Annotated in this window: 10 protein-coding genes and 1 pseudogene; 7 read left to right on the top strand and 4 right to left on the bottom strand. The window is 71.0% G+C overall.

Annotated elements, in window-relative coordinates; all coding sequences use genetic code 11:
* Positions 1–295, bottom strand: a pseudogene (locus IE177_RS22165) (Fe-S oxidoreductase); the annotation flags it as partial.
* A 231-nt stretch (positions 296–526) separates the two neighbouring features.
* Between IE177_RS22165 and IE177_RS22160 the strand changes: the two are divergent.
* The 7 genes from IE177_RS22160 to IE177_RS22130 all read left to right on the top strand — a co-directional run bounded on the left by IE177_RS22160 (position 527) and on the right by IE177_RS22130 (position 8,738).
* Positions 527–1,546 carry an MraY family glycosyltransferase gene (locus IE177_RS22160; RefSeq protein ID WP_190017109.1) on the top strand — a complete coding sequence of 340 codons (1,020 nt, stop codon included), beginning with the start codon at positions 527–529 and terminating at the stop codon, positions 1,544–1,546.
* A gap of 94 nt (positions 1,547–1,640) precedes the next feature.
* Positions 1,641–3,479 carry a molecular chaperone DnaK gene (dnaK, locus tag IE177_RS22155; protein WP_190017108.1) on the top strand — a complete coding sequence of 613 codons (1,839 nt, stop codon included), beginning with the start codon at positions 1,641–1,643 and terminating at the stop codon, positions 3,477–3,479.
* Positions 3,476–4,129 (top strand): nucleotide exchange factor GrpE, encoded by a 654-nt coding sequence (gene grpE / locus IE177_RS22150; RefSeq protein ID WP_190017107.1) that lies wholly within the window; start codon positions 3,476–3,478, stop codon positions 4,127–4,129. The genes dnaK and grpE overlap by 4 nt, the downstream gene beginning before the upstream one ends.
* A gap of 36 nt (positions 4,130–4,165) precedes the next feature.
* A complete protein-coding gene (gene dnaJ, locus IE177_RS22145; RefSeq protein WP_190017106.1) occupies positions 4,166–5,341 on the top strand; it encodes a molecular chaperone DnaJ in 1,176 nt (391 codons plus the stop codon).
* A 5-nt stretch (positions 5,342–5,346) separates the two neighbouring features.
* The gene (locus IE177_RS22140) at positions 5,347–5,796 is read left to right on the top strand and encodes a heat shock protein transcriptional repressor HspR (protein ID WP_190017105.1); all 450 of its coding nucleotides are present in this window, start codon (positions 5,347–5,349) and stop codon (positions 5,794–5,796) included.
* A 369-nt stretch (positions 5,797–6,165) separates the two neighbouring features.
* On the top strand, positions 6,166–7,272 hold the full coding sequence (locus tag IE177_RS22135; protein WP_190017104.1) for a sugar ABC transporter substrate-binding protein: 1,107 nt from the start codon (positions 6,166–6,168) through the stop codon (positions 7,270–7,272).
* 422 nt (positions 7,273–7,694) lie between these two features.
* Positions 7,695–8,738, top strand: coding sequence for a helix-turn-helix transcriptional regulator (locus IE177_RS22130; protein ID WP_190017103.1), 1,044 nt, complete (start codon positions 7,695–7,697; stop codon positions 8,736–8,738).
* On the opposite strand, the gene IE177_RS22125 is transcribed toward IE177_RS22130, so the two are convergent.
* The 3 genes from IE177_RS22125 to IE177_RS22115 form a co-directional block, all read right to left on the bottom strand.
* Positions 8,701–9,681, bottom strand: coding sequence for a helix-turn-helix transcriptional regulator (locus IE177_RS22125; RefSeq protein WP_190017102.1), 981 nt, complete (start codon positions 9,679–9,681; stop codon positions 8,701–8,703). The genes IE177_RS22130 and IE177_RS22125 overlap by 38 nt on opposite strands.
* On the bottom strand, positions 9,678–10,679 hold the full coding sequence (locus IE177_RS22120; RefSeq protein ID WP_190017101.1) for a helix-turn-helix transcriptional regulator: 1,002 nt from the start codon (positions 10,677–10,679) through the stop codon (positions 9,678–9,680). The genes IE177_RS22125 and IE177_RS22120 overlap by 4 nt, the downstream gene beginning before the upstream one ends.
* 181 nt (positions 10,680–10,860) lie before the next feature.
* Positions 10,861–11,874 carry a helix-turn-helix domain-containing protein gene (locus IE177_RS22115; protein ID WP_190017100.1) on the bottom strand — a complete coding sequence of 338 codons (1,014 nt, stop codon included), beginning with the start codon at positions 11,872–11,874 and terminating at the stop codon, positions 10,861–10,863.
* Between the last annotated feature and the right edge of the window lie 266 nt (positions 11,875–12,140).

Here is a 12,140-nt window from a genome sequence, read left to right as displayed (position 1 = left end):
AGTCGGCCTGGAAGAGCTGGCCGTAGGCGTTGATGATGGTCGGCGGCAGCGTCAGGAACCCGATGGCCACGAACCAGTGGGCGGCACCCACGATGCCCCACCGGTTCATACGGGTGTGGCCCAGGAACTCCCGGACCAGGGTCACGCTGCGCTGGTAGGGATTGTCGGTCCGGGTTCCGGCGGGGACGGGCTGGCCCAGCCTGAAGTACCGGACGAACTGGCCGATGGCACGGGCGAGCAGCGCAACGCCGACCACGGTCAGGACCAGCGACACGACGATCGCGGCGAGTTGCATTGGGGCTCCTGAGGCGGCCTCGAAATTACTAAGCGGTAACTTATGCAGTCCGTCTGAGACTACCCTTATCTTCCGTCGGGATGTAGGTGAGCGCGGGGTGATCTGGGTCGCTGAGGGGGCCCTCAGTCGGACACCCGCCCGCCGTCACCCGAATGGCCATCAGATGGTGTGACAGAACAATGGATCGTGTTATTCGTCCATAATCGTCGCATTCGCGCCTACCTTGGAGCCGTGCTCTACGGGATCGCCGCGGCCACCACCGCCCTTCTCCTCGCCGCCGTGCTCACGGCCATGTCCAGGATGCCCGCGCTGCGGGCGGGCATCCTGGACCGGCGGTGCCGGCGGCCCCTGCCGGTGCTCGGCGGGCTCGCCGTCGTGGCCGTCACCTGTCTGGTCGCCTGGGCGGGGGAGTGGACGGGGGTCGCGCGGCTCGGGGACGGCGTCGCGAGGCTGCTGGTCGCCGCCACCGTCGTCGCGGCACTCGGCCTGGTCGCGGACGTGTGGCGGCTGCGCGCCCGTGTGCTCGTCGCCGGTACCGCCGTGGCGGCGGCCTGCGTGGTGCCCTACGACGAGACGGGCGTGCCGGGCGGGATGCTGGCCGTGGGCTGGATCGTGTTCGCCTCCCTCACCTTCCGGGGGCTCGACCACGCCGACGGGCTGGCCGGGACCGTCGGTGTGATCACGGCGTTCGGTGCGGGGGCCTGCGCCGCCGCCGAGGTGATGGACGGGCTCGCCGTCCTGCTGAGCGTGTTCGCCGCCGCCCTCACCGGATTCCTGATGCACAACTGGCACCCCGCGCGGGTCGGGCTCGGGGCGTGCGGGTCGCTGTTCACCGGGTTCCTGCTGTCGTCCGCCGTCGTCTTCACGCGCGCGGGCTACGCGATCGGGCCGAGCGCGGCGGTGGTGTTCTGCCTCGGCGCGGTAGCCGCCGCCGACGCCGTCCTCGTGGTCCTGGCCCGGCTGGTGGCCCGGCATCCGCTGCTCAGGCGGCGGCCGGACCACCTCGCGCACCGGCTGCGGCGGCTGGGGATGACCCCGCAGGGGTCGGTCGTGCTGCTGGGCGCCGGTTCGTTCTCGTCGGTGCTCGTCGGGGTACTCGTGCACACCGGATGGACCGGTGGGCAAGCGGTGCTGTGGGTGGCGGGGGCGACCCTGCTGGCCGTACTCGTACTCCTTCGCATCCCTGTCCAGCCACCCCGGCGCACGGAATCAACGCAGGTCACGGGGCACTTGCGTGTAAGGAGCGGATAAGAGTTGAGCCTGGTTGGCTCAGGTCCGTTGACCCATCGCGTCTCCTCGTGCACACTTGAGCCTGTTCCACTCAAGTCAGCTGGAGGAATCAACCATGGCACGTGCGGTCGGCATCGACCTGGGCACGACTAACTCCGTCGTCAGCGTTCTGGAGGGCGGCGAGCCCACCGTCATCACCAACGCCGAGGGTGCCAGGACCACGCCGTCCGTCGTCGCCTTCGCCAAGAACGGTGAGGTGCTCGTCGGCGAGGTCGCCAAGCGCCAGGCGGTCACGAACGTGGACCGGACCATCCGCTCGGTGAAGCGCCACATGGGCACCGACTGGAAGATCCAGCTGGACGGGAAGGACTTCAACCCCCAGCAGATCTCCGCGTTCATCCTGCAGAAGCTGAAGCGGGACGCCGAGGCCTACCTGGGCGAGAAGGTGACCGACGCGGTCATCACCGTCCCGGCGTACTTCAACGACTCCGAGCGCCAGGCGACGAAGGAGGCCGGCGAGATCGCCGGTCTGAACGTCCTGCGCATCGTCAACGAGCCCACCGCGGCCGCGCTCGCGTACGGCCTCGACAAGGACGAGCAGATCATCCTGGTCTTCGACCTCGGTGGCGGCACGTTCGACGTCTCGCTCCTGGAGATCGGCGACGGCGTCGTCGAGGTGAAGGCCACCAACGGCGACAACCACCTCGGTGGTGACGACTGGGACCAGCGCGTCGTCGACTACCTGGTCAAGCAGTTCCAGTCCGGCCACGGCGTGGACCTGAGCAAGGACAAGATGGCCCTCCAGCGCCTCCGTGAGGCCGCTGAGAAGGCGAAGATCGAGCTGTCCTCCTCCACCGAGACCTCGATCAACCTGCCCTACATCACGGCCTCCGCCGAGGGCCCGCTGCACCTGGACGAGAAGCTCACCCGCGCCCAGTTCCAGCAGCTGACCGCGGACCTGCTGGAGCGCTGCAAGACGCCGTTCCACAACGTCATCAAGGACGCCGGCATCTCCCTCAGCGAGATCGACCACGTCGTCCTCGTCGGCGGCTCCACCCGCATGCCCGCCGTCGCCGAGCTCGTCAAGGAGCTGACCGGCGGCAAGGAGGCCAACAAGGGCGTGAACCCGGACGAGGTCGTCGCCATCGGCGCCTCGCTCCAGGCCGGTGTCCTCAAGGGCGAGGTCAAGGACGTCCTGCTCCTCGACGTCACCCCGCTGTCCCTCGGTATCGAGACCAAGGGCGGCATCATGACCAAGCTGATCGAGCGCAACACCACGATCCCGACCAAGCGCTCGGAGATCTTCACCACGGCCGAGGACAACCAGCCGTCCGTGCAGATCCAGGTCTACCAGGGCGAGCGCGAGATCGCGGCCTACAACAAGAAGCTCGGCATGTTCGAGCTGACCGGTCTGCCGCCGGCGCCGCGCGGCGTCCCGCAGATCGAGGTCTCCTTCGACATCGACGCCAACGGCATCATGCACGTCACGGCGAAGGACCTCGGCACCGGCAAGGAGCAGAAGATGACCGTCACCGGCGGCTCCTCGCTCCCGAAGGACGAGGTCGACCGCATGCGCGAGGAGGCCGAGCGCTACGCGGAGGAGGACCACAAGCGCCGCGAGGCCGCCGAGACCCGCAACCAGGGCGAGCAGCTGGTCTACCAGACCGAGAAGTTCCTCAAGGACAACGAGGACAAGGTCCCCGGCGAGATCAAGACCGAGGTCGAGACCGCGGTCGGCGAGCTGAAGGAAGCCCTCAAGGGCGAGGACACCGCCGAGATCCGCACCGCCACCGAGAAGGTCGCGGCCGTCTCCCAGAAGCTGGGCCAGGCCATGTACGCCGACGCCCAGGCGGCCCAGGCCGCGGGCGGCCCGGCCGCCGACGGCGGCAAGGCCGATGACGATGTCGTCGACGCCGAGATCGTGGACGACGAGCGCAAGGACGGTGCCGCGTGACGGAGGAGACCCCGGGCTTCGAGGAGAAGCCCGACGTCCCTTCCGGCGCCACCAACGACGACGCCGAGCCGAAGGCCGCCGCCGAGGAGGCGGCGGCCCCGGCCGGGGACGTGAACGCAGACGCGGGCCTCGTGGCCCAGCTGGACCAGGTGCGCACGGCGCTCGGCGAGCGCACGGCGGACCTCCAGCGGCTCCAGGCCGAGTACCAGAACTACCGCCGCCGGGTCGAGCGCGACCGGATCGCGGTCAAGGAGATCGCCATCGCGAACCTCCTGACCGAGCTCCTGCCCGTGCTCGACGACATCGGCCGCGCGCGGGAACACGGCGAGCTGGTCGGCGGCTTCAAGTCCGTCGCCGAGTCGCTGGAGACCGTCGCGGCCAAGATGGGCCTGCAGCAGTTCGGCAAGGAGGGCGAGCCCTTCGACCCGACGATCCACGAGGCCCTGATGCACTCCTACGCGCCGGACGTCACCGAGACGACCTGCGTGGCGATCCTGCAGCCCGGGTACCGCATCGGCGAGCGCACCATCCGCCCCGCGCGGGTGGCCGTCGCCGAGCCGCAGCCCGGCGCCCAGACCGTCAAGGCGGAGGAGGCCGAGGAGAGCGCGGCGGCCGACGACAAGGAGAACGGTGGCCCGGAGGAGGGCTGACGTAATCACCGGGGACAGGAAGGAGGGACGTCGGGGATGAGCACCAAGGACTTCATCGAGAAGGACTACTACAAGGTCCTCGGCGTCCCCAAGGACGCCACCGAGGCCGAGATCAAGAAGGCGTACCGGAAGCTCGCCCGCGAGTTCCACCCGGACGCCAACAAGGGCAACGCCAGGGCCGAGGAGCGCTTCAAGGAGATCTCCGAGGCGAACGACGTCCTCGGCGATCCCAAGAAGCGCAAGGAGTACGACGAGGCGCGCGCCCTGTTCGGCAACGGCGGCTTCCGCCCGGGGCCGGGCGCCGGCGGCGGCAGCTTCAACTTCGACCTGGGCGACCTCTTCGGGGGCAACGCGCAGAGCGGAGGCGGCTTCGGCGGCGGTGGCGGTCTGGGTGACGTCTTCGGGGGCCTGTTCAACCGCGGCGGCACGGGTACGACCCGTACCCAGCCCCGGCGCGGCCAGGACGTGGACACCGAGGTCACGCTGAGCTTCACGGAGGCCATCGAGGGCGCCACGGTGCCGCTCAGGATGTCCTCCCAGGCGCCCTGCAAGGCCTGTTCGGGCACCGGCGACAAGAACGGCACCCCGCGGGTGTGCCCGACCTGCGTCGGCACCGGGCAGGTCGCCCGGGGCTCGGGCGGCGGGTTCTCCCTCACCGACCCCTGCCCCGACTGCAAGGGCCGCGGCCTGATCGCCGAGCACCCCTGTCTGGAGTGCAAGGGCAGCGGGCGCGCCAAGTCGTCCCGCACGATGCAGGTCCGCATCCCGGCCGGCGTGACCGACGGGCAGCGCATCCGGCTGCGCGGCAAGGGCGCGCCCGGCGAGCGGGGCGGACCGGCGGGCGACCTGTACGTGGTCGTGCACGTCGGCGAGCACCCGGTGTTCGGGCGCAAGGGCGACAACCTCACCGTCACCGTCCCGGTCACGTTCGCCGAGGCGGCTCTCGGCGGCGAGGTGCGGGTGCCCACCCTGGGCGGCCCGGCCGTCACCCTGAAACTGCCGCCCGGCACGCCGAACGGCCGTACGATGCGGGCGCGGGGCAAGGGCGCGGTCCGCTCGGACGGCACCCGCGGCGATCTGCTGGTCACCGTCGAGGTGAGTGTCCCGAAGGACCTGTCGGGGAAGGCTCGTGACGCGCTGGAGGCGTATCGCGAGGCGACCGCGGGCGAGGACCCGCGGGCGGAGCTGTTCGAGGCCGCGAAGGGAGCTTGAGGGTGATGGACGGCCGTCGACGTAACCCGTATGAACTGACCGAGGAGACCCCGGTCTACGTCATCTCGGTGGCGGCCCAGCTCTCCGGACTCCACCCGCAGACGCTGCGCCAGTACGACCGGCTGGGCCTGGTCTCCCCCGACCGCACCGCCGGCCGGGGCCGCCGCTACTCGGCCCGCGACATCGAACTGCTCCGCCAGGTGCAGCAGTTGTCGCAGGACGAGGGCATCAACCTGGCCGGCATCAAGCGGATCATCGAACTGGAGAACCAGGTCGCCGCCCTGCAGTCCCGTGTCGTGGAGATGCAGGCGGCCCTGGACGGCGCGGCGGCCGCGATGCAGCAGCGCGAGGCCGCCGTCCACGCCTCCTACCGCCGCGACCTGGTCCCGTACCAGGAGGTCCAGCAGACCAGCGCGCTGGTCGTGTGGCGGCCCAAGAGGCAGCAGGCCGACTGAGGCACCGGTTCTCGAGGTGCAGGCGGAAGGGGCCCGGATTTCCGGGCCCCTTCCCGTGTGCGCGCCGACGGCTGCGAGTGCTCCCGCGGTGCCCGCGCGGCTGGCCGGGTTTGTTCGCTCCTGCGGTCGAATCGGCCGGCGTCGGTTGTGCCGTTCTTTGCCTTCTCATGAACTCCCCTTGGATGGAGGGTCCGTAAAGAGCGTTTGGAGACGATTCCGCGCCGCCTTCACGGTGAGAGCTGAGCGTGGCGTTGCGGACTCGTTAAGTGATTCGCCTTGACGCCGGGTGTGCACTCCGCGTTGTCTTTTCAGACACCTGGGTCGTATAGCAGCACCCACGTCCGGAACGCACCTGAAGTGAGCCCCCGAATGCGTCGTATCGCCATATCCGTGGCAGCAACCACGATGACCCTCTCGCTCGCCGGCTGCGGCGTGCTGGACGCCACGGGGGACGGTGCGAGTGCCAGCCCGACCAAGGGCGACGACATCACCGTGGGCCTGCTGCTTCCGGAGAAGGCCAACAGCCGCTACGACAAGTTCGACTACCCCATCATCCGGGACAAGGTGGCCGAACTCACCAAGAAGCACGGCAAGGTCGAGTACCTCAACGCCGACGCCGACGCCTCCCGGCAGGCCGGGCAGCTGCAGAAGCTGATCGACGACAAGGTCGACGTCATCCTGCTGGACGCGGTCGACTCGCACGCCGTCGCCGGCGCCGTGAAGAAGGCCAAGGACGCGGGCATTCCGGTCATCGCCTACGACCGGCTCGCCGAGGGCCCGATCGACGCCTACGTCTCCTTCGACAACGAGCTGGTCGGCGAGGTGCAGGCCCGCTCCCTGCTGGAGGTCCTCGGGTCGAAGGTCGACACCTCCGACAAGGTCGTCATGATCAACGGCTCGCCGACCGACCCGAACGCCAAGCAGTTCAAGCAGGGCGCGCTGTCCGAGCTGAGCGGCAAGGTGACGATCGCGGAGTCCTACGACACCAAGGGCTGGAAGCCGGAGGTCGCCGAGGCCGAGATGACCGAGGCGATCGGCAAGATCGGCAAGGGCAACATCGCCGCCGTCTACGCCGCCAACGACGGCATGGCGGCCGGCGTCATCAAGGCCCTCAAGACGGCCGGCGTCACCGAGCTGCCCCCGATCACCGGCCAGGACGCCGAACTGGACGCCGTCCAGCGGGTGGTGGCCGGCGAGCAGTACATGAGCGTCTACAAGTCCTACCCGGACGAGGCCGAGGCCGCCGCGCAGATGGCCGTCACCAAGATCCAGGGCAAGGACATCCAGTTCGACGCCCTCGCCCAGGACAAGGTCGACAGCCCCACCGACAAGGACATCCCGTCCCGGCTGGTCCAGGTGAGCCCGCTGACCAGGACCAGCATCAAGGACACGGTCATCGCGGACGGCATCTACAAGGTCGACGACATCTGCACCTCGAAGTACAAGGCCGCCTGCGCGGCGATCGGCCTGAAGTAACACCGCCCGGCGGCACCCGCCGCGGGCACCGGCTCCCACGGCCGCGGGCCGTACGACACGGCGTCGTACGGCCCGCGGCCGTGAGGCCGTGGGGTCGTGGGCAGACCCCCGGCGGCCCTCCCTGCGCATCGCACCACCCCCGTGGGTGCGATACAGCGGCCCCGGCGGAGGCGGGGGGCGCCCGGGCCGGGGCCGCTACCGGGTGCTGGGTGACACCCGGGGGAAGCGGGAACAACGATGCCCCTGTGATGGCCGGACCACCACCATCATCTTGTTGCAATGCGAGGGGCGGAGCCTGGCGGATACGCGGGCATAACGGCACTTTCCGGCAGCCCCCTCGGGGTGAGCCGTGTTGCGGACCCGGTCGGCGCCGCGCATAGTTGCGCTGCGGAAGTGGCAGCACATCGGGGGTGGAATGGGCGATGGCCGGGCACGGGGCGGAGGAGCATCCTCACGGTGCCGACCGGCTGTGCGAGGCCGGGGACCGTGTGTATTCCCGGGCCGTACGCCGGGGTCGGGTGCCGCGCACGGACGCCGAACGGGTGCCCTGCCTGCTGGAACTGGGCCTGCTGCACCCGGATCCCGACGACATGGAACGGCTGGTGCCGACCTCCCCGCAGGAGGTCATGACCAGGCTGCTGCGCGGGGTCTACGACGAGGTCAGCGAGAGCCAGCGGCGGGTGGGCTCGGCGGTGGCCGCGTTCGAGTGGTACGCGGGCCTGGGCCGGCAGCTGAACGCGCTGGCGGCGCCGGCGGAGGGCAGCGCCATCCGGGTCCTGGACGGGCTCTCCCGCATCCAGGCCGCGATGGACGAGGCGACCGAGGCGTGCACGACCGAGGTGCTCACCGTGCAGCCGGGCGGCATCCGGCGGGAGGCCGAGCTGTCCGAGGGGCTGCACCGGGCGCTGGCGCTGCGCGGCCGGGGCGTGCGCATGCGCGACCTGTACACGCATGTGGCCCGGCACGGGCAGGGTCTGCTCAACTACCTGGAGCTGATGGGTGACACGGTCGAGGCCCGCACCCTGGACGAGGTGATCGACCGCCTCATCCTCTTCGACCGCACGGTCGCCTTCATCCCCGCCAACACCGACCGCACCATGGCCCTGGAACTACGCCACCCGGCGCTCGTGGAGTACCTGGTGACGGTCTTCGAACGGCTGTGGCGGCTGGCGATCCCGCTCACCGCGCCGTTGCCCGACACCGGCATCGAGGGCATCTCGCACCGCGAGCAGTCCATCGCCGCCCTGCTCGCCGAGGGCCATCAGGACGCGGTGATCGCCGAGCGGCTCGGCATCAGCGTGCGCACCTGCCGTGCTCACATCGCCCGCCTGTCGGAGACGCTGGGCGCGGCCAGCCGCACCCAGCTCGGCGTCCGCATCGCCCAGGTGGGTCTGAACGGCCAACGGCCCGCACGCCCGGCAGCCGCGCTCACCGTTCCGGGCCAAGAAGCCCCGACCGTCCGATGAGGTGGCCGAGCTGGGCGCGGCTCGTGCTGCCGAGGACGGTGGCGAGCTTGGCGATGTGCAGGCGGGCCGTGCGCACGTTCATGCCGAGCCGCTCCGCGATGACCGCGTCGGTGTGTCCCTCCACGAGCAGGGCGGCGATGGCACGCTGACGCGGTGTGACCCCACCGACCGAGGGCCGCTGGACGGCCTGCGGGTACAGGGGCGTGGCCAGCCGCCACAGCCGGTCGAAGGCGGTGACGAAGAAGCCGAGCAGGGCCGGGTGACGTACCTCCAGGGCGAGCCGCCGGTCGTCGCCGGCCGGGATGAACGCCGCCGTCCGGTCGACGATGATCTGCCGGTCCGGCAGTTCGTCCAGACCGCGGATCGCGAAGTCCCCCCGCAGCCGCTCGAGACTGCCGTACACGGACGGCAGGTGGCGCAGGGTGTGCTGGTAGAGCGCGCGGAGCCGGACGCCGCGGTCGAGCAGGGCCTGGTCACGCGCGGAGGCGGCCGCGTACGCGGCCTCGCCGCGCGGACCGGTGAGCCCGGCGTGCGGCTGGACGCAGAGCACCTCCTCGGCCGCCTCCGCGAGGGCCTCGCCGATCGCGTGGTTGATGGACTCGGTGCCGCTGAGGAGGCGCAGGGTCGGGGCGTCGGCGGGGGCGCCGTGCGGGGTGCCGGCGTGCAGGAGGGGCTCGAACAGCTCCAGCAGCCGGTCCTCACGGCGGCGTTCGGCGTCGACGCGGGCGCGGGAGGAGCGCAGGAAGCGGTTGAGCGCGGCGGCGGGGGCCACGGGCTCCAGGCGGCCGAGGTCGTCGACGGCCGGGTGCAGCAGGCCGAGGCCGGTCAGGCACGGCGCCTCGGCGGTCTCGGCGGCGGGCAGGTACCCGTCGCGCAGGGCGCGTTGGTAGAGCCTCTTGCCGGCGGCGCACAGTTCCTCCGCGCCGTGCTCGCGGTGGCTCACCCGGCCGCCTCCCCCCGCCGGTCGAGGATCCCCGACCGCCCTATGAGGTAGCCCAGCTGGGTGCGGCCGGTGCTGCCGAGGGTGGTGGCGAGCCTGGCGATGTGGACGCGGGCCGTGCGGACGTTCATGCCCAGCCGCTCGGCGATGACGGCGTCGGTGTGGCCCTCGACGAGCAGTGCGGCGATGGCCCGCTGGCGCGGCGTCACGCCGTCCACGGTGGGCCGCTGGACGGCCCGCGGGTACATGGGGGTGGCCAGGCGCCACAGCTGGTCGAACGTCGTCACGAAGTACGTGACCAGCGCCGGGTGCCGGGCCTCCAGGGCGAGGGTGGCGTCGGCGTTGGCGGGGAGGTAGGCGACGGTGCGGTCGACGACGATCAGCCGGTCGGTGACCTCGTCCAGGCTGCGCGCCTGGGTGTCGCCGCGCAGTTGCTCGTAGTACCCGGCGATGGCCGGCAGGTGGCGCAGGGTGTGCTGGTAGAGCGTGCGGATCCGGCCACCGCGGTCCAGCAGCTCCTGGTCGCGCCGCAGGGCGATGCGCTGCGAGCGGTGTCCGCGCGGGGTGTTCAGCTCGTGGTGGGGCTGCACGCACAGGACCTCGTGGCGGGCCGTTTCCATGGCCTCCGTTATGGCCTCGTTGATGTGCGCGGACCCGCTGAGCAGCCGCAGCGTCGGGGTGTCCGCGGCGTCCTCGGTGCGCCGGCCGTCGCTGCGGATGAGCGGTTCGAACACGTCCGCCAGCAGGGCCTCGCGCCGGCGTTCGGCGGCGATCCGGTCGGCCGTCGAGCGCAGCAACCGGTGCAGCGCCACGGCCGGCGGAACCGGCTCCAGGCGCCGGGCGTCCTCCGCGGCGGGCCGCAGCAGCCCGAGGGCCGCCAGGCAGGGCGCGCCGACGGCGTCACCGGCGCTCACCCGCCCCGCGCGCAGCGCGCGTTCGTACAGCTCCTGCCCCGCCTCGCACAGGTCGTCGGCCCCGTGCTCGGGGTGCGCTGCCCCCATGTCCACTCGCCTGCCTCCCCACCGTCGGCGGACGGGTCCTCCGGCCGCCGGACCGGACGGCCGGGCCGGGCGCGGCTCCGGCTCGCCTCCGCCGCTCGGGCCGTCGGCTCGACTCTCCAGGTACCTCACCCGTGCGTGGCCGGGCGCGCGTTCCCGCGGTGCTCGTCGCCCGGCCCTGGTCTCACAGGTCCCGGTCCAGCATGCCGGACTGTGCGATGAGGTAGCCGAGCTGGGCGCGGCTGCCGCTGCCGAGGGCCTGGGCGAGCTTGGCGATGTGGGCGCGGCAGGTGCGCACGTTCATGCCGAGGCGGCGGGCGATGGCCTCGTCGACGTGGCCCTCGACGAGGAGCTTGGCGATGGAGTGCTGGATGTCGGTGATGCCGTCGGGCGCCGTCTCGTAGGGCGCTCCGGCGGACAGCGGCACCGCCCGGTCCCACATGAACTCGAACACCTTGATCAGGTAGCGGACCAGCCCGGGGTGGCGCAGTTCCAGGGCCACCTGGCGGTCGTCCCTGGTCGGGATGAACGCCACGGTCTCGTCGCAGATGATGAGCCGGTCCACCAGTTCGTCGATGGTGCGGTACTCCACCTTGCCGTTGGTGAACTGGTCGACGTAGGCCAGCCGGTCGGGGCTGTAGCGGGCCGTGTGCTGGTACAGGGTCCTGATCCGCACCCCGCGCTCGATCAGCGGCTTGTCCCGCTCGAGTCCCTCGATGAGCCGCTGTTCGGGACGGCGCCGGCCGCTCGGCTGCACGGTGAGCATCTCGGTGCGGCACTGGGCCGTGGCCAGGTCCAGCGCCGTGTTGATCCGGTCGAGCCCCTCCAGGACCGTGATCGAGTGGGTCGGCGCGCTCTCCTGGGTGCTCAGGGACATGAATGGCTCGAAGGCGTCGGCCAGGGCGACGGACTGCCGCCGCCGCTCGGTGATCTCCTGCTCAAGGGGGTGAAGACGCTGCGCGAGGGCCAGGGTCGGGGGAACCGGGCGCAGCCAGCCCGCGTCGTCCGGATCGGGGTGAAGGAGGGCGAACTCCATCAGACAAGGGGCGGTCTCGACATCCGCTCGGGCGATGCGGCCGGTGCGCAGCGCCGTCGCGTAGAGACGATTCCCTTCCTCACACAAGTCGGTAACCGTATGGGGATGTGCCGCCTTAGTCCCGTTTGTTCCCAAATCTCCACCCCCCAGGGTCCTGAACATGCAGGAACATGATGCACCGATCGTGTGGTCATGACGTGCCCATATGAGCCATCGTCTTACTCGACGGGGGAAGAGGGGACCTTCAAGTGAGGACGAAGCCGACTATGCGTAAGAGAATGCTTCGCTCGGTGCTTGTCGCCGCCTTCTCCGCCGTTGCGGCCTTCGGGATGTTGGCCGGCCTCTCCGGCGCGCAGGGGGACGGTCACACGTCGAGTGGTGCTCGGGCAACGGGGACGGTCGCTGTCGGCGTCGAGACTCCGGTCAGC

This window comes from Streptomyces lucensis JCM 4490 (assembly GCF_014650035.1).
In the GTDB taxonomy this organism is placed as follows: domain Bacteria; phylum Actinomycetota; class Actinomycetes; order Streptomycetales; family Streptomycetaceae; genus Streptomyces; species Streptomyces lucensis.
The sequence above is the reverse complement of the archived record's forward strand: the minus strand, read 5'-3'. Positions and strand labels throughout refer to the sequence as shown.

Bases quoted from the DNA above. Each gene is read 5' to 3' on its own strand.
- dnaJ (WP_190017106.1), top strand. From the start codon at position 4,166: ATGAGCACCAAGGACTTCATCGAGAAGGACTACTACAAGGTCCTCGGC.
- dnaK (WP_190017108.1), top strand. From the start codon at position 1,641: ATGGCACGTGCGGTCGGCATCGACCTGGGCACGACTAACTCCGTCGTC.
- IE177_RS22120 (WP_190017101.1), bottom strand. From the start codon at position 10,679: ATGGGGGCAGCGCACCCCGAGCACGGGGCCGACGACCTGTGCGAGGCG.
- IE177_RS22140 (WP_190017105.1), top strand. From the start codon at position 5,347: ATGGACGGCCGTCGACGTAACCCGTATGAACTGACCGAGGAGACCCCG.
- IE177_RS22115 (WP_190017100.1), bottom strand. From the start codon at position 11,874: ATGTTCAGGACCCTGGGGGGTGGAGATTTGGGAACAAACGGGACTAAG.
- IE177_RS22135 (WP_190017104.1), top strand. From the start codon at position 6,166: ATGCGTCGTATCGCCATATCCGTGGCAGCAACCACGATGACCCTCTCG.
- IE177_RS22130 (WP_190017103.1), top strand. From the start codon at position 7,695: ATGGCCGGGCACGGGGCGGAGGAGCATCCTCACGGTGCCGACCGGCTG.